General features: G+C 61.8%; 14 protein-coding genes. 10 read left to right on the forward strand and 4 right to left on the reverse strand.

Annotated features, from left to right (window positions below):
* Positions 1-3 precede the first annotated feature (3 nt).
* The 4 genes from P3C18_RS05160 (at position 4) to lpxC (ending at position 4402) form a co-directional block, all read left to right on the forward strand.
* Positions 4-879, forward strand: coding sequence for a cell division protein FtsQ/DivIB (locus P3C18_RS05160; RefSeq protein WP_275960782.1), 876 nt, complete (start codon positions 4-6; stop codon positions 877-879).
* Positions 880-899: 20 nt separating this feature from the next.
* The gene (gene ftsA, locus P3C18_RS05165; RefSeq protein ID WP_090251236.1) at positions 900-2147 is read left to right on the forward strand and encodes a cell division protein FtsA; all 1248 of its coding nucleotides are present in this window, start codon (positions 900-902) and stop codon (positions 2145-2147) included.
* A 43-nt stretch (positions 2148-2190) separates the two neighbouring features.
* Complete coding sequence (gene ftsZ, locus P3C18_RS05170; protein ID WP_160085453.1) at positions 2191-3378, forward strand: cell division protein FtsZ; 1188 nt, start codon at positions 2191-2193, stop codon at positions 3376-3378.
* Positions 3379-3490: 112 nt separating this feature from the next.
* Positions 3491-4402 carry a UDP-3-O-acyl-N-acetylglucosamine deacetylase gene (gene lpxC, locus P3C18_RS05175; RefSeq protein ID WP_090249100.1) on the forward strand — a complete coding sequence of 304 codons (912 nt, stop codon included), beginning with the start codon at positions 3491-3493 and terminating at the stop codon, positions 4400-4402.
* A 157-nt stretch (positions 4403-4559) separates the two neighbouring features.
* Here lpxC and P3C18_RS05180 read toward each other — a convergent pair whose 3' ends face one another.
* Positions 4560-5015, reverse strand: coding sequence for a DciA family protein (locus P3C18_RS05180; RefSeq protein ID WP_275960783.1), 456 nt, complete (start codon positions 5013-5015; stop codon positions 4560-4562).
* An 81-nt stretch (positions 5016-5096) separates the two neighbouring features.
* On the opposite strand from P3C18_RS05180, the gene P3C18_RS05185 reads away from it, so the two are divergent.
* From P3C18_RS05185 to P3C18_RS05210, 6 genes are all read left to right on the forward strand, one after another.
* Entirely contained in the window at positions 5097-6023 is a 927-nt protein-coding gene (locus P3C18_RS05185; protein ID WP_275960784.1) for a M23 family metallopeptidase, read from the forward strand.
* Between the two features lie 117 nt (positions 6024-6140).
* The gene (gene secA / locus P3C18_RS05190; protein WP_275960785.1) at positions 6141-8873 is read left to right on the forward strand and encodes a preprotein translocase subunit SecA; all 2733 of its coding nucleotides are present in this window, start codon (positions 6141-6143) and stop codon (positions 8871-8873) included.
* A gap of 137 nt (positions 8874-9010) precedes the next feature.
* Positions 9011-10228, forward strand: a complete 1218-nt coding sequence (gene argJ / locus P3C18_RS05195; RefSeq protein WP_275960786.1) for a bifunctional glutamate N-acetyltransferase/amino-acid acetyltransferase ArgJ — start codon at positions 9011-9013, stop codon at positions 10226-10228.
* 126 nt (positions 10229-10354) lie between these two features.
* Positions 10355-10987 carry a glutathione S-transferase family protein gene (locus tag P3C18_RS05200; protein ID WP_275960787.1) on the forward strand — a complete coding sequence of 211 codons (633 nt, stop codon included), beginning with the start codon at positions 10355-10357 and terminating at the stop codon, positions 10985-10987.
* Complete coding sequence (locus P3C18_RS05205) at positions 10984-11925, forward strand: Nudix family hydrolase (RefSeq protein WP_275960788.1); 942 nt, start codon at positions 10984-10986, stop codon at positions 11923-11925. The genes P3C18_RS05200 and P3C18_RS05205 overlap by 4 nt, the downstream gene beginning before the upstream one ends.
* Before the next feature lie 34 nt (positions 11926-11959).
* Positions 11960-12853, forward strand: coding sequence for an RluA family pseudouridine synthase (locus tag P3C18_RS05210; RefSeq protein WP_275960789.1), 894 nt, complete (start codon positions 11960-11962; stop codon positions 12851-12853).
* 188 nt (positions 12854-13041) lie between these two features.
* On the opposite strand, the gene P3C18_RS05215 is transcribed toward P3C18_RS05210, so the two are convergent.
* The 3 genes from P3C18_RS05215 to P3C18_RS05225 are packed head-to-tail and all read right to left on the reverse strand — an operon-like array spanning position 13042 to position 16599.
* On the reverse strand, positions 13042-13623 hold the full coding sequence (locus P3C18_RS05215) for a cob(I)yrinic acid a,c-diamide adenosyltransferase (RefSeq protein ID WP_275960790.1): 582 nt from the start codon (positions 13621-13623) through the stop codon (positions 13042-13044).
* Between the two features lie 2 nt (positions 13624-13625).
* Complete coding sequence (locus P3C18_RS05220; protein WP_275960791.1) at positions 13626-15644, reverse strand: ATP-binding protein; 2019 nt, start codon at positions 15642-15644, stop codon at positions 13626-13628.
* A gap of 46 nt (positions 15645-15690) precedes the next feature.
* Entirely contained in the window at positions 15691-16599 is a 909-nt protein-coding gene (locus P3C18_RS05225) for a putative 2-dehydropantoate 2-reductase (protein ID WP_275960792.1), read from the reverse strand.
* Positions 16600-16601 lie beyond the last annotated feature (2 nt).

Here is a 16601-nt window from a genome sequence, read left to right on the forward strand (position 1 = left end):
CTCATGACGGCCACCTTGCGTCACCAGCCAGGTTCGAACCGCGCTCCCGTGCGCGGCAAGCCTGTGCCGCGTGGCGCCAGCCGTCTGGTGGCCAAGGAGCCGATCAGCCTGCGGGTGAGCCTGCCGAAAGCCCGCCTTGCTGGATTGGGCGGCTGGCTCAAGCACCTGACCTGGCCGCTGTTGCTGCTCGCACTGGGTTACGGCACCTATGAATTGTCGCTGCGTGCGTTGCCCTATGCCGACCAGCCAATTGCGCGGATCAGCGTCGAAGGCGACCTCAGCTACGTCAACCAGCAGGCCGTGCAGCAGCGTATTGCGTCCTATGCCAATGCCAGCTTCTTCAAGGTTGACCTGCTCAGCCTGCGCCGCGAGCTGGAACTGATGCCGTGGATCGCCAGCGCCCAGGTGCGCCGCGTATGGCCGGATCAGTTGGTGGTGCGTCTGGAAGAACAATTGCCGATTGCCCGCTGGGGCGATGAGGCACTGCTGAACAACCAGGGCGAGGCGTTCGCACCGCAGGAACTGGCCAATTACCAACACCTGCCGCAGCTGTATGGCCCCAAGCGTGCGCAGCAGCAGGTGATGCAGCAATACCAGGTGCTCAGCCAGATGCTGCGGCCCATGGGCTTTTCCGTGGCGCGCCTGGAGTTGCGTGAGCGCGGCAGCTGGTTCCTCTCCACCGGGCAGGGCATCGAGCTGCTGCTGGGGCGTGACCATCTGGTGGAAAAAATGCGGCGCTTCACGGCCATCTACGCCAAGGCCTTGAAAGAGCAACAAACGAATATCGCGCGGATCGATCTGCGTTATGCCAACGGCCTGGCCGTGGCATGGCGTGAGCCGGTAGCGCCCACGGCGGCAACAACCGCTGTCGTGCAGTGAATCAGGAGAAGGCAAGAGCCATGGCAAACGTGCAGAGCGGCAAGATGATCGTCGGCCTCGACATCGGTACCTCCAAGGTGGTGGCGCTGGTCGGTGAAGTGAATGCGGACGGCCAACTGGAAATCGTCGGCATCGGCACCCATCCGTCGCGCGGCCTGAAGAAGGGCGTGGTGGTGAATATCGAATCCACGGTGCAGTCGATCCAGCGCGCTGTTGAAGAAGCGCAGCTGATGGCTGGCTGCCGTATCCACTCGGCTTTCGTCGGTGTGGCCGGCAACCATATTCGCAGCCTCAACAGCCACGGCATCGTTGCCATTCGTGATCGTGAAGTCAGCCCGGCGGATCTGGAGCGCGTACTCGACGCCGCCCAGGCCGTGGCCATTCCGGCTGACCAGCGCGTGCTGCACACCCTGCCGCAGGATTACGTGATCGATAACCAGGAAGGCGTACGTGAGCCGCTGGGTATGTCCGGCGTGCGTCTGGAAGCCAAGGTGCACGTGGTCACCTGCGCGGTAAATGCCGCGCAGAACATCGAGAAATGCGTGCGCCGCTGTGGTCTGGAAGTCGACGACATCATTCTTGAGCAGCTGGCCTCCGCTTATGCGGTGCTGACCGACGACGAGAAAGAGCTGGGCGTATGCCTGGTCGACATCGGTGGCGGCACCACCGACATCTGCATCTTCACCGAAGGTGCGATCCGTCACACCGCGGTGATCCCGATTGCTGGCGATCAGGTGACCAACGACATCGCCATGGCTCTGCGTACGCCGACCCAGTACGCCGAAGAAATCAAGATCCGCTACGCCTGCGCCCTGGCCAAACTGGCCGGTGCCGGCGAAACCATCAAGGTGCCGAGCGTCGGTGATCGTCCGCCGCGCGACCTGTCGCGTCAGTCCCTGGCCGAAGTGGTCGAGCCGCGTTACGACGAGCTGTTTACCCTGATCCAGGCCGAACTGCGCCGCAGTGGCTACGAAGACCTGATCCCGGCGGGCATCGTCCTCACTGGTGGTACGGCGAAGATGGAAGGCGCGGTGGAGCTGGCCGAAGAGATTTTCCATATGCCGGTGCGCCTGGGCGTGCCCCAGGGCGTCAAGGGCCTGGCCGATGTGGTACGTAACCCGATTTATTCCACAGGCGTGGGCCTGTTGCTGTACGGACTGCAAAAGCAGGCCGACGGCATCTCCATGTCTGCGCTTGGCAGCTACAGCGATGAACCCAAACAACCTGTGCTGGAACGGCTGAAACGCTGGGTCCAGGGCAATTTCTGATTTTGCAGTAGGCGTTACAACTAGAAAGTAAAGGAGAGGGAAAATGTTTGAACTCGTAGACAGCGCACCAGCAAGTGCAGTCATCAAGGTCATCGGCGTGGGCGGCGGCGGCGGTAATGCTGTCAATCACATGGCGAAAAACAACATTGAAGGCGTTGAGTTCATCTGCGCCAACACGGATGCACAGGCACTGAAAAACATCGGCGCACGTACCGTGCTGCAACTGGGCACTGCGGTGACCAAGGGCCTCGGCGCGGGTGCCAATCCAGAAGTCGGCCGTCAGGCGGCCATGGAGGATCGCGAGCGTATCGCTGAAGTGCTGCAAGGCACCGATATGGTCTTTATCACCACTGGCATGGGCGGCGGTACCGGTACCGGTGCAGCTCCTGTTATTGCTCAGGTGGCCAAGGAAATGGGCATCCTCACGGTTGCGGTGGTGACCCGTCCGTTCCCGTTCGAAGGCAAGAAGCGCATGCTGATCGCCGAAGAAGGTATTCGCGCACTGTCGGAAAGTGTCGACTCGCTGATCACCATCCCAAACGAAAAACTGCTGACCATCCTCGGTAAGGACGCCAGCCTGCTGTCGGCTTTCGCCAAGGCTGACGATGTGCTGGCCGGTGCCGTGCGCGGTATCTCCGACATCATCAAGCGCCCAGGCATGATCAACGTCGACTTCGCCGACGTGAAAACCGTGATGAGCGAAATGGGCATGGCGATGATGGGCACTGGCTGCGCCAGCGGTCCTAACCGTGCGCGTGAAGCCACTGAAGCAGCGATCCGCAACCCGCTGCTGGAAGACGTCAACCTGCAAGGCGCGCGCGGCATCCTGGTGAACATCACCGCCGGCCCTGACCTGTCCCTGGGTGAGTACTCCGACGTGGGTAACATCATCGAGCAGTTCGCTTCCGAGCACGCCACCGTCAAAGTCGGCACCGTGATCGATCCGGACATGCGCGACGAGCTGCACGTGACTGTGGTTGCCACTGGTCTGGGTGCGCGTATCGAGAAGCCGGTCAAGGTTATCGACAATACTGTGCAAGTTTCTGCCAGCACTGGCAGCAACGCAGCAGCCCCGGCGCGTGCCGAGCAGAGCGTCAATTACAAGGACTACGAGCGTCCGACCGTTCAGCGTCAAAGCCACGGCGGCGCTGCCACTGCGGCCAAGCTGAACCCACAGGATGACCTGGATTACCTGGACATCCCGGCGTTCCTGCGTCGTCAGGCCGATTGATGAAATGTATCAGGAGTATTGGGGTGATTGGTGTTCAGCAAAGGCCGGTTCTGCTATCATCGCCGGCCATTGTTGAAAACAATTCGCAACTAGTGCTATAGCGGCCAAAGCCATGATCAGACAACGCACCCTGAAGAACATTATCCGCGCCACTGGCGTCGGCCTGCATTCCGGGGAAAAGGTATACCTGACCCTGAAGCCGGCACCCGTGGACACCGGTATCGTGTTCCGTCGTACCGACTTGGACCCTGTCGTGGAAATTCCCGCGCGTGCAGGCAATGTTGGTGAAACCACCATGTCGACCACGTTGGTCAATGGTGATGTCAAGGTGGATACGGTAGAGCACCTGCTTTCGGCCATGGCTGGCCTGGGCATCGATAACGCCTACGTCGAGCTCTCCGCGTCCGAAGTACCGATCATGGATGGCAGTGCGGGTCCCTTTGTATTCCTGATTCAATCTGCTGGTTTGCAAGAGCAGGACGCCCACAAGCAGTTCATCCGCATCCTTCGTGAAGTGACAGTTGAAGAGGGCGACAAGCGCGCAACCTTCGTGCCTTTCGAAGGGTTCAAGGTGACCTTCGAGATCGATTTTGATCATCCGGTGTTCCGTAATCGCACCCAGTCGGCCAGCGTGGACTTCTCCAGCACCTCGTTTGTGAAAGAAGTCAGTCGCGCTCGCACCTTCGGTTTTATGCGTGATATCGAGTTCCTGCGTTCACAGAACCTGGCGCTCGGCGGCAGCGTAGATAACGCCATCGTGGTAGATGAGTTCCGCGTGTTGAACGAAGACGGCCTGCGTTACGAGGACGAGTTCGTCAAACACAAGATTCTCGATGCGATTGGCGATCTGTACCTGCTGGGTAACAGCCTGATTGGCGAGTTCAAGGGTTTCAAATCGGGGCATGCGCTGAACAATCGGCTGCTGCGCACCCTGATCGAGCAGCCTGATGCTTGGGAAGTTGTCACCTTTGATGACCCCAACACCGCGCCAATCTCTTACATGCGCCCGGTTGCGGCCGTGTAACGCAATACCCTCCTTACTTTGCTTTTCGAGGCCACCTTCGGGTGGCCTTTTTTTATGGCCTGCCATTCTTGGCGGTCACTCTTCGGGCCGTCGCTGCGCGACGTTAAAAATGATTCCCGATCATTTTTTTGCCTGCGCTTTAGCGGGCGGAAAGCACTTATTCGCTGGGCTTGCCGTGTTTGGCCAGGCGCTCCAGGGCAGCGCGTAGCTTGGGGTCGCTAATGCCGTCGGCGGTGGCTTGGATGTTTTCCGCAGCGCTGCTGGACAGGCAGATTGTGCGACCCGGTGCACGCCTTTCGGCAGTCGGAGGTTGCACCTTGAACAGGATCTTCGTTAAGGTCGCGAATTCTTCGAGTGCCTGCAGTTGTTTCAACAAGCGTTTTTGTTGATAGCGCAGGCGCGTGGCCCAGTGGCCATCGGTGATGATCAATAGCAGGCAACCCTCGCGCCATGAGGCTACATGGCAGTGTTCGCGAGCAGCAGGTTGCAGCTGGCTTTCCAGTAGGTGCTGCAGGCGATCAATGCGTTGCGCTTGATTGAACAGCGCCTTTAGGGGTTTCGCTTCGCGCAACAGCGCGGCGGGAGCCCGGGCCGGCAAAGGACGAAAAGTCATGGCAGGACGCCTGAAAAAGTGGAGCCGCCATGGTAGCAGAATCGCTGCTGCCGACTGACGCTTCACCACTAGGGGAAGGCCGTGCACATCATTCTACTTAGTCGGCACCACGGTGCCGCACGCTCGCTCAGTCTGGATCTGCGCTGGCTATTGCTGGCGTTGCTGCTGGCGCTCGGCGCAGCGCTGGCCAGCGGTGTGGCCGTCGGTGCCTGGTGGGCGCCAGCAACGGTTGAGGTGCATGACGACACCCAGCTCAACCAGGCCATGGATCAACAACGCGCCGAAGTCGGTGAAGTGCGGCGTGACGCGCAGCGTCAACTGGATGCTTTCGCCGTGCATGTGGCCGAGCTGCAGGCGCGCCTGACCCGTCTGGATGCCTTGGGTGCACGCCTGACCGAGCTGGCGGATCTGGATGCCAACGAATTCGACTTCTCCCTTAATGTTGGCCAGGGTGGTGCGGAAGATGCCCTGGGCGATGCAGCGTATGCGCCTCCGCCGTTTATGGATGAGCTGGATCGCCTCAGTCTGCGCCTGGACAGCCGCGAACAACTGCTGGAAGTGCTGGAGCAACTGATCGGCGAGCGACAGCTGAATGAAGCCGAATACCTGTCCGGCATGCCGGTGCGCCATGGCTATATGTCCTCGCCATTCGGTCGTCGCGTGCACCCGCTCACCGGGCGCAATACCCAGCATAAAGGTGTCGATTTTGCCGCCAAGCCAGGCAGTGATGTGGTAGCGGTTGCGGCAGGCGTGGTGAGTTTTGCGGGGAAGAGGTCGGGTTATGGCAATGTTGTTGAAATCAGTCATGCAGACGGCTACACCACCCTGTATGCGCACAACAAGAGCAATCAGGTACAGATCGGTGATCTGGTTCAGCGCGGGCAGACCATTGCCAAAGTTGGCCGCAGCGGCCGTGCCAGTGGTTACCACGTGCACTTCGAGGTCACCAAGCATGGCCGGCTGGTCAATCCAGCCAGCTATATAGCCCGGGTTAACGACGTCGAATAACGCCGCTTTCCTCGTTTGCGTTTCCGGGTAGAATGCCCCCTTCGCACGCAGCCATAAAGGCTGCATGGGTCGCTGTTCAGCCGCCCTCAATCCATACGCCTGGAAGATCCTGTCGATATGTTTGCGCCTTTGTTGAAAAAACTCTTTGGAAGCAAGAACGAGCGTGAAGTCAAACGCATGCTCAAGGCGGTACAAGCCGTCAATGCCTTCGAGGAGCAGATGCTTGCCCTTTCCGATGAGCAACTGCGTGCCAAGACGGAGGAGTTCAAAGCCCGTCTGGCCAAAGGCGAAACCCTCGACCAGCTGCTTGCTGAAGCCTTTGCGGTAGCCCGCGAAGCCGGCAAGCGGGTGATGGGCATGCGCCACTTCGACGTGCAGTTGATTGGTGGCATGACCCTGCACGAAGGCAAGATCGCCGAGATGCGCACCGGTGAGGGTAAGACCCTGGTGGCAACCCTGGCGGTATACCTTAATGCGCTGTCCGGCAAGGGCGTGCACGTGGTGACGGTCAACGATTACCTGGCCCGCCGCGACGCCAACTGGATGCGTCCGCTGTATGAATTCCTCGGTATGAGCGTGGGTATCGTTACCCCCTTTATGCCGCCGGAAGAGAAGCGTGAAGCCTACGCCGCCGATATCACCTACGGCACCAACAACGAATTCGGTTTCGATTACCTGCGCGACAATATGGCCTTCAGCCTGGAAGACAAATTCCAGCGCGAGCTGAATTTCGCCGTGATCGACGAAGTTGACTCCATTCTTATCGACGAAGCGCGCACCCCGCTGATCATCTCCGGCCAGGCCGAAGACAGCTCGCGGCTCTACACCGAGATCAACAAGCTGATCCCGCGCCTCAAGCTGCATGTTGAGGAAGAAGAGGGCGTGGTCACCCAGGAAGGCCACTACAAGGTCGACGAGAAGGCGCGCCAGGTCGAGCTGAACGAAGCGGGCCACCAGTACGTTGAAGAAATGCTCACCGAAGTCGGCCTGCTGGCCGAGGGCGAGAGTCTGTATTCAGCGCACAACCTGGGCCTGCTGACTCACGTCTATTCGGGCCTGCGTGCGCACAAGCTGTTCAACCGCAACGTTGAATACATCGTGCAGAACAACCAGGTGCTGCTGATCGACGAACACACCGGCCGTACCATGCCCGGTCGTCGTCTGTCCGAAGGCCTGCACCAGGCGATTGAGGCCAAAGAAGGCCTGCCGATTCAGGCTGAGAGCCAGACCCTGGCCTCGACCACCTTCCAGAACTACTTCCGCCTGTACAACAAGCTGTCCGGCATGACCGGTACGGCGGATACCGAAGCGTTCGAGTTCCATCAGATCTACGGCTTGGCGGTGATCGTGATCCCGACCAACCGTGCGCTGGCGCGTAAGGACTTCAACGACCTGGTCTACCTGACTGCGGAAGAGAAGTACGCCGCCATCGTTACCGATATCAAGGAAAGCATGGCTCTCGGGCGTCCGGTGCTGGTCGGTACGGCCACCATCGAAACCTCCGAGCGCATGTCGGCACTGCTCAATCAGGAAGGCATCGAGCACAAAGTGCTCAACGCCAAGTTCCATGAGAAGGAAGCCGAAATCATTGCCCAGGCCGGTCGTCCGGGTGCGCTGACCATTGCCACCAACATGGCCGGTCGCGGTACTGACATCCTGCTGGGCGGCAACTGGGAAGTTGAAGTTGCCAACCTGGAAAACGCCACGCCTGAGCAGATCGCGCAGATCAAGGCCGATTGGCAGAAGCGTCACCAGCAGGTGATCGAGTCGGGTGGCCTGCATGTGATCGCCTCCGAGCGTCACGAGTCGCGGCGTATCGACAACCAGCTGCGTGGCCGTGCGGGTCGCCAGGGTGACCCGGGCTCCAGCCGTTTCTACCTGTCGCTGGAAGACAGCCTGATGCGCATCTTCGCCTCGGATCGGGTGAAGAACTTTATGAAGGCCCTGGGCATGCAGTCCGGTGAAGCCATCGAACACCGCATGGTCAGCAACGCCATCGAGAAGGCCCAGCGCAAGGTTGAAGGGCGTAACTTCGACATGCGTAAGCAGCTGCTGGAATTCGACGACGTGGCCAACGAGCAGCGCAAAGTGATCTATCACATGCGCAACACGCTGCTGGCCGCCGACAACATCGGCGAAACCATTGCCGAGTTCCGTCAGGAAGTGCTGGATCACACCATCAACCAGCATATCGCGCCGCAATCGCTGCCTGAGCAGTGGGATATCGCCGGCCTGGAAGAGGCGCTGTACAGCAGCTTCAACCTGCGCCTGCCGATCCAGCAGTGGCTCGACGATGACCACAAGCTGTATGAAGAGACCCTGCGTGCGCGCATTCTTGAAGAGCTGGTCAACGCCTACAACGAGAAAGAAAACGAAGCCAGCGCCGAAGCCCTGCGTACCTTCGAGAAGCAGATTCTGCTGCGTGTCCTCGACGACCTGTGGAAAGACCACCTGTCGACCATGGATCACCTGCGTCACGGCATTCACCTGCGCGGCTATGCGCAGAAGAATCCCAAGCAGGAATATAAGCGCGAGTCCTTCACCCTGTTCCAGGAGCTGCTGGATTCGATCAAGCGCGACACCATCCGCGTGCTCTCGCACGTGCAGGTGCGTCGTGAAGATCCGGCCGAGGAAGAGGCCCGCCTGCGTCGTGAGGCTGAAGCCCTGGCCGAGCGCATGCAGTTCCAGCACGCCGAAGCCTCGGCTCTGCTGCCGCAAGCCACTGAAGAAGAGGGTGATCTGGCGGTTGCCGTTGCGCCTGTGCGCACCGAGCCGAAGATTGGCCGCAACGAGCCGTGCCCTTGTGGTTCCGGCAAGAAGTACAAGCACTGCCACGGTCAAGTTAGTTAAACAGCCCGTGTAAAGCGGGTTGAGCCGACAGTGAAGTTGGCTATGCTTGGCCCAGCTTGATTAACGCCGCGAACGGTCTGACCGCTCGCGGCGTTTTACCATCGCAATCAGTCCTACCACCTCAAGGAGCGTTCTCTATGGCTGTTGGTCTTGGCCCGTTGTCTACCCTGCACCCGGTTCCAGGTTTCGAGCTGGGCATCGCTTCGGCGGGCATCAAACGCCCAGGGCGCAAAGATGTGGTGGTGATGCGATGTGCCGAAGGCTCCAGCGTAGCGGGTGTGTTTACCCTCAATGCGTTCTGCGCCGCGCCGGTGATTCTGGCCAAGAAGCGTGTGCAGGGCAGTGTGCGTTACCTGCTGACCAACACCGGTAACGCCAACGCCGGCACCGGTGAGCCGGGCCTTGCGAATGCCATGCGCACCTGCGCCGCCCTGGCTCAGCTGACCGGCGTGGATGAGGGCGCCGTGCTGCCGTTCTCCACCGGGGTGATTGGCGAGCCGCTGCCGGTCGAGAAGATCGAAAGCGCGCTTCAGGCGGCTCTCGACGATTTGTCCGAGAACCACTGGGCTGAAGCCGCCACCGGCATCATGACCACCGACACCCTGCCCAAGGGCGCCAGCCGCCAGTTTGTTCACGATGGCGTGACTGTCACCGTCACCGGCATCAGTAAAGGCGCCGGGATGATTCGCCCGAATATGGCGACCATGCTCGGCTATATCGCCACTGACGCCAAGGTCGCGCGCAGCGTGCTGCAGGACCTGGTGCGTGATGCGGCGAACAAGTCGTTCAACCGCATCACCATCGACGGCGACACCTCAACCAACGACTGCTGCATGCTGATCGCCACTGGCCAGGCGGCCCTGCCGGAAATTACCCAGGCCAGTGGTGATCTGTTCGCCAAGCTCAAGGAGGCGGTGTTCAGCGTGTGCATGGAAGTGGCGCAGGCCATCGTCCGCGACGGTGAAGGCGCCACCAAGTTCGTCACCGTGCAGGTCAACGGCGGGGCGACCCACCAGGAATGCCTGGATGTCGGTTATGCCGTCGCCCATTCGCCACTGATCAAGACCGCGCTGTTTGCCTCCGACCCGAACTGGGGGCGCATTCTCGCCGCCGTCGGTTACGCCGGTGTGGCGCAACTGGATGTCAGCCTGATCGATGTATTCCTTGGCGATGTGTGCATCGCCAGCCGTGGCTGCCGCGCTGCCAGTTACACCGAAGAGCAGGGCGCCGCCGTGATGGCCAAGGAAGAGATCAGCATCCGCATCGAGTTGGGTCGCGGTGGCTGCAGCGAGACGATCTGGACCACCGACCTGTCCCACGAGTACGTGAAGATCAACGCCGAGTACCGCACCTGATCCGTCCCGTACCTGCTGTATGACTGCCCGCATTCCCGTTGCTCATGCCCCCATGAGCAACGGGAATTTGCTATTGCGGGAGTCGCCTTTTAAGGTCATGCGACCTTCCCGCAGCGAGCGCAGCCCATGTCACTTACTCTGGTTATCGGCGACAAAACCTATTCGTCTTGGTCGCTGCGTGCGGCGCTGGCCCTGGAACTGACCGGCGCGCCCTATGCCGAGCAGCTGATTACCCTGAACCGTCCCGATACCCGTGGGCAGATTTTGCAGCACTCGCCGACCGGCAAGGTGCCGCTGCTGATCAGTGATGACGGCGCGATCTGGGATTCCCTGGCAATTGGCGAATACCTGGCCGAATGTTTCCCCGCAGCGCAGCTGTGGCCACAAGCCCGGGCTGCCCGCGCGCTGGCGCGCAGTGCCTGCGCCGAGATGCACAGCGGTTTTGTCGCGTTGCGCAGCCACCTGCCGATGGACCTCAAGCGCAATCAGGCGTTGGCTGAAATACCCGCCGATGCCGTGGCCGATATCCAGCGCATCTGCGCCTTGTGGGCCGAGTGCAGGCTGCGCTTTGGAAAGGAAGGCGCCTTTCTGTTTGGCCTGCCAACCCTGGCCGATGCCTTCTTTGCCCCGGTGGCGGCGCGCCTGCGCAGTTATCAGGTGGCGCTGCCGGCAGAGGCTGCCGCCTATGTCGAGACGATCTATCAGTGGCCGGCGTTTCAGCGCTGGTACCAGGCTGCTCAGGAGGAACATCTGGCGTGAAGCGTATTCATGTAGCCGCTGCGGTTATTCGCGGTGTGGATGGGCAGATTTTGCTGGCCAAACGCCCCGAGGATAAGCACCAGGGCGGCCTCTGGGAATTTCCCGGTGGCAAGGTCGAAGCCGGTGAGACGGTGCAGTCAGCCCTGGCCCGGGAGCTGGAAGAGGAGCTGGGTATTTGCCCCAGCGCCGCGCGACCGTTGATTCAGGTGCGCCACGATTACCCGGACAAGCAGGTGCTGCTGGACGTCTGGGAAGTCTCGGCGTTTACCGGTGAGCCCCACGGCGCCGAAGGCCAGCCGCTGGCCTGGGTCAGCCCTCGGCAGTTGGGTGACTATGAGTTTCCCGCCGCCAATCGGCCGATCGTGGCAGCCGCGCGCTTACCCGAGCGGTATCTGATTACGCCCGAGGGGCTGAGTGGGCCCGAGCTGCTGCGCGGCATCCAGGCTGCCCTGAAGAGCGGCATCCGCCTGCTGCAACTGCGCGCCCCGGCAATGTTCGATGCGCAGTACCGCGACATTGCCGTGGATGCCCTTGGCCTCTGTGCCGGCAAGGCGCAGCTGATGCTTAAAGGTCCGCTGGAATGGCTGGGCGATTTCCCTGCCGCTGGCTGGCATCTGACGGCGCAGCAGCTGCGTGAATTGAGCGCTGGCGGCCGGCCGTTTCCAGCGCAGCGCTGGCTGGCAGCGTCCTGCCACTCGGCGCAAGAGCTGGAATTGGCCACACAAATGGGCGTGGATTTCATCACCCTGTCTCCCGTGCAAGCTACCCAGACCCATCCCGATGCGCAGCCGCTGGGCTGGGCGCAGGTTGCCGAGCTGCTGCAGGGCTTTAATCAACCGGCTTTTCTGCTCGGTGGCGTTACCCCGGCCGATGTCGAGCGCGCTTGGCAGGTCGGCGCCCAGGGCGTGGCGGGTATTCGCGCGTTCTGGCCCGAGTGAGTCCGTTTATGTGTCTGCCTGATCGAGTGCGTTGATGCCTGTTGAAGCCCGTTCCCCGTCCAATATGCGCCCCAGCACCCTGCACTTGCCGAGCGGCAACTGGGCGACGGTGTTCGAATGCTTGTGCGCGCATTTTCCGGCTATTGCGCCAGTGGTGTGGCAGGAGCGGATCGCCCGTGGTCGGGTGCTAGACGCGCAGGGGCAGCCGCTCGACATGGCTGCGGCTTATCGCGAAGGGCTCAAGGTTCATTACTTTCGTGAAGTGCCAGCGGAGACGCCGATTCCCTTCGAGGAAACCCTGCTGTATATCGATGAGCATTTGCTGGTGGCCGACAAGCCGCATTTTCTGCCGGTGATGCCGGCTGGCGAATACGTCGAGCAGACCTTGCAGGCGCGCCTGGCCAAGCGCCTGGGCAATGCCGACCTGGTGCCGCTGCACCGGATTGATCGGCACACTGCAGGCCTGGTGTTGTTTTCCACCAACCGTGCCAGCCGTGGTCAGTACCAGGCGCTGTTTCGCCTGCGGCAGATGGACAAGTGCTACGAGGCGCTGGCGGCTGCTTTGCCACAGCTGGAGTTTCCGCTGTTACGGGCAACCCGGCTGGAGGGCGCCGAGCCGTTTTTTCGCATGCAGGAAGTGGCCGGTGAGGCCAATACTGAAACCCGTATCGAAGTCGCCCAGCGCCTGGGCGAGCACTGGCTGTACCGGCTGTATCCGGTTACCGGCAAGAAGCATCAGCTGCGTGTGCACCTGGCGGCGCTGGGTGCGCCGATCCTCAATGACCCGTTCTATCCCGAGGTCAGCGATGCTCCCGATGCGCCGGATGACTACAGCAAACCGCTGAAACTACTGGCCAAGGGGCTGAGCTTTATCGACCCGCTAAGCGGTGAGCGGCGCACATTTGAAAGCCAGCTTAGTCTGCTCTGAAGTCGTTGGGTGGATGGCGCTATATCCATCCACCAACCCGTAATGGCGGATGAAAACAGCGTCATCCACCGGCTTCACGCACTCAGCGCCAACCTGCGCAATCTAACCTCGTAGCCCGGATGCAATCCGGGAAAACTGCGCCTGCACCACCGCTCCCGGATTGCGCTAGGGCTTATCCGGGCTACGGCTCAGGCCTGTGGTTTCGCGGCCGCCTGCCAGAGCACTTCATCAATCCCCTGACGTTTGGCGATCAGCCGCGCGGCGACGAACAGCAGATCAGACAGGCGGTTGACGTAGGCCAGGCCGACGCCGCGAATCGGCTCCACGGCGTTCAGGTGCTGGCAGCGGCGCTCGGCGCTGCGGGCCAGGCTGCGGCACACGTGAGCTTGGGCGATCAGGCGTGAGCCGCCGGGCAGGATGAAATTCTCCAGTGGGCCGACTTCTTCGTTCCAGCGGTCGATAGCCGCTTCCAGCCGCTCGATTTCCGAGGCCTGCAGGGCCTGGTAGTCGGGCATCGCCAGTTCGCCGCCAAGGTCGAACAGACGGTGCTGGCAGGGCGCGAGCACTTCGATAATCTCGGTCAGCCCCGGGCACTGGGCTTGCTGTTCGGCAAGTTCGGCCAGCAGCAAACCGATATGACTATTCAGCGTATCCACTTCGCCCATGGCATCCACCCGTGGGTGGTCTTTGGTCACGCGGCGGCCATCGGCCAGGCCGGTTTCGCCGGCATCACCGGTGCGGGTGTAGATTTTCGAGAGGCGGTAACCCATGTTCAGAGACCTGTGTCGGGCGTGGCGACGGTCATTGGTAGGCGCAGGGTGAAGCAGGTGCCCTGGCCGGCTTTGGACTGCACTTCCATCTGCCCTTTGTGGTTGTTGGTGATGATGAAGTAGGACACCGACAGGCCCAGCCCCGTGCCCTGGCCGACTTCCTTGGTGGTGAAGAACGGCTCGAAGATACGCTTGCGCACCGACTCGGGCATGCCGACGCCGTTGTCTTCCACCTGGATTTCCGCCCAGGGCGGCGCCAGGCGCACGCGCAGGGTGATCTGCCCGGGAGTTGTGCTGTCGTCGCGCTGGTGGATGGCCTGGGCGGCGTTTTTCAGCAGGTTGAGCAGCACTTGTTCCAGTTCGTTGGCGGTGGCCGGCACCGGGGGCAGATCGGCGGCGAAATCGCGCTGGATGTTCAGGCTCTTGAAGTCGAAGCTTTCGGTCAGGTCGAAGTCGTTACTGGCGATTTCCACGGCCTGATCGACTAGCGCCGGCAGTTGGCAGGGTGCGAGCTGGCGGTCACTGCGGCGGCTGAAATTGAGCATATGGCTGACGATCTTCGCCGCACGGCTGCCGGCCTGCTGGATGCCGTCGAGCAGACGCGGAATTTCCCGGGCGTTGAGGTAGCGGTCGATGGCTTCCAGACAGATGCCAGCTTGCTCGGCCTGTTCGCGGTTCTTTTCCAGCTCCGGCGACAGGCGCCGGCGGATGTTCTGTACGTTATGCAGAATGGCCCCCAGCGGGTTGTTGATCTCGTGGGCCATGCCGGCGGCCAGGCCGCCGACCGAGAGCATCTTCTCCGACTGCACCATCATTTCTTCCAGATTGAGGCGCTGGGTGATGTCGTCGATACGGATCACTACGCCGCGCCCGCTGCCGCCCGTGAGCGGGTAGAAGGTCAGGGCGAAGTGGCGCGGTTGCTCGTTGCTGCCCCAGGTGACCCGTTCGATCTTTTCCACCTGATGCTGCTCGACGGTGCGCCTTAGCTGCGGCAGGAAGGGCTTGAGCGGCGGGAAGGCGAGGAAGATCGGCTGGTTCAGCGCCTCGTCCAGACGGGTGCCGGAGAGGCTGCTGGCTTCCTGGTTCCACTGGGTGACGTAGAGTTGTTCGTCGAGGGCGATCAGCGCCGAGGGCATGGAGTCGATGATGCTGTTGAGGTACTTCTGAAAGCCGGTGAGCTTCTTCTCGATCTTGCCGCGCACCTGCACTTCCAGCTCCAGCTTGCGGTTGGAGTGGCGGGTTTCCTCGGCCAGGTGCTGAGCCTGGTCGAAGGCCTCCTGGGCATCGTCACGGGCGCGTTTGAGCTGCTGCTCGCGGGCTTCGATGCGCACCAGCATGGTGTTGAAGGCATCGGCCAGGCTGCCGATCTCATCGCGGTTGCCGCGGCGCGCGCGCAGGGCGTAGTTCTCTTCGCGGGTGACCTGGCGTGAGAGTTCTTCCAGACGGCGGATCGGTCGGGTGATCAGGCGGCGCACCTGGCGTGAGACGATCAGCCAGAGCACTACGCTCAGGGCCAGAATCACTAGGCTGGCGGTCAGGGTGCCGGTGTAGAACACCCCCGGCAGTTCACTGGAAGCCACCAGTAGCAGATGGCCAGAGTTGCCGGTGGCCTGCGGCAGTTCGACCAGCTGGTTGATACGGAACTCGCTGTGGCGCCAGGATTCGACCTCTTCGACGCGCTGCGGCAGCTGCAGCTTGGTGCCGCGCTGCAGCTGCGCCAGGTTCAGGCCGTCGGCGTCATAGATCACTGCCGCACGCAGCGGCGCGTAGTCATCCAGGCGCCTGAGCAGGGCTTCGGCGGCAGAGGGGGAGCTCAGTGCTTCTTTGCTTAGCGGTGGGCTGGCAATCAGCCGGCCGAGGGTGTGCAGGGCCTGGGGCGCCACGCTCTCCTGGGAGATCCAGTAGGCCGCGCTGATAAAGGCCAGGTTGGCCACCAGCAGTACGGTGGCGAGCAAAGCCAGCAGGGCGACCAGCAGTTTGCGGCCGACCGGTAGGTTTTCGAGGCTCTGACGCAGGGGCATGGCGGGCTGTCGTGGTGGCGAAAGTGCAGGCAGGTTAACGCGGGCCTCAGTGGCTGGGCAATCCGCGTGCATCAAGGTGGGCCAGCAGTTGGCTGTGCAGCACCTGCAGATGTGGCAGCACCAGTTGGTGACGTTGCGCGGCGTTGCAGGCGTAACCCAGCAGGTAGGCAATTTCCGTGCGGCGGCCCTGGCTGACATCCTGGTGCATGGAGGAGTAGTTGGCAGCGGTGGCCTGGATCACCCGTTGCACTTCGTCATGCAGGTCTTCGGCGGCAGCGCTGTGGCCGCAGCGCTGCAGTAACTCGCCCAGCTCGCTGCACAGGCAGGCGACTTGCGCTGGGTGTTCACGCAGCCCGCCATTGCGGCAGTCGTGCAGCACAGTCAGCGGGTTGATCGCGCAGTTCAGCGCCAGTTTGCGCCACAGGCGGCTGAGGATATCCAGGCTCCAGTCGTGAACAATGCCGGCCTGGCGCAAGTCTTCCAGCCAGGTGGGCGGCTGCAGATCCAGCGGGTCGCCGAGCCAGGTATGGCCGTGGCCGGCAAATACCACCTGAAAATCTGCCTGACGAAACGCGCCTTCGGTGCTGGAGGCAAAGATGCAGCGCGCTTGAGGCGCGGCGCGGGCAACTTCATCCTGGCTGCCCAGGCCATTTTGCAGCAAGAGGATTTCGGCGCCAGGGGCCAGGCGTGGCGCCAGTTGGCTTACCGCCGCGGCGGCGTCATAGGCCTTGCAGGCCAGCAGCAGGCGCTGGATCGGCTCAGGGGAATCGACTGTTTGCGCTGCAATGGCGAAGTGCTGCGCCTGGCCCTGTTCAATCAGGGTCAGCCCTCCGGCCTGTTGATAGCTGTGCAGGCGCGCCGGGTCGCGCAGGATCAGTTGCACCGGCAGGCCAACGCGCGCCAACCGAGTCGCCCATAGGGTGCCGAGGCTACCGGCGCCGAGGATATGCCACATGC

This window comes from Pseudomonas sp. 1928-m (assembly GCF_029269135.1).
GTDB lineage: Bacteria > Pseudomonadota > Gammaproteobacteria > Pseudomonadales > Pseudomonadaceae > Aquipseudomonas.

What these genes read in the sequence shown, in the direction of transcription:
- P3C18_RS05160 (WP_275960782.1), top strand. Translation starts at nt 4, where the DNA reads ATGACGGCCACCTTGCGTCACCAGCCAGGTTCGAACCGCGCTCCCGTG.
- ftsA (WP_090251236.1), top strand. Translation starts at nt 900, where the DNA reads ATGGCAAACGTGCAGAGCGGCAAGATGATCGTCGGCCTCGACATCGGT.
- ftsZ (WP_160085453.1), top strand. Translation starts at nt 2,191, where the DNA reads ATGTTTGAACTCGTAGACAGCGCACCAGCAAGTGCAGTCATCAAGGTC.
- lpxC (WP_090249100.1), top strand. Translation starts at nt 3,491, where the DNA reads ATGATCAGACAACGCACCCTGAAGAACATTATCCGCGCCACTGGCGTC.
- P3C18_RS05180 (WP_275960783.1), bottom strand. Translation starts at nt 5,015, where the DNA reads ATGACTTTTCGTCCTTTGCCGGCCCGGGCTCCCGCCGCGCTGTTGCGC.
- secA (WP_275960785.1), top strand. Translation starts at nt 6,141, where the DNA reads ATGTTTGCGCCTTTGTTGAAAAAACTCTTTGGAAGCAAGAACGAGCGT.
- argJ (WP_275960786.1), top strand. Translation starts at nt 9,011, where the DNA reads ATGGCTGTTGGTCTTGGCCCGTTGTCTACCCTGCACCCGGTTCCAGGT.
- P3C18_RS05200 (WP_275960787.1), top strand. Translation starts at nt 10,355, where the DNA reads ATGTCACTTACTCTGGTTATCGGCGACAAAACCTATTCGTCTTGGTCG.
- P3C18_RS05210 (WP_275960789.1), top strand. Translation starts at nt 11,960, where the DNA reads ATGCCTGTTGAAGCCCGTTCCCCGTCCAATATGCGCCCCAGCACCCTG.
- P3C18_RS05215 (WP_275960790.1), bottom strand. Translation starts at nt 13,623, where the DNA reads ATGGGTTACCGCCTCTCGAAAATCTACACCCGCACCGGTGATGCCGGC.
- P3C18_RS05220 (WP_275960791.1), bottom strand. Translation starts at nt 15,644, where the DNA reads ATGCCCCTGCGTCAGAGCCTCGAAAACCTACCGGTCGGCCGCAAACTG.
- P3C18_RS05225 (WP_275960792.1), bottom strand. Translation starts at nt 16,599, where the DNA reads ATGTGGCATATCCTCGGCGCCGGTAGCCTCGGCACCCTATGGGCGACT.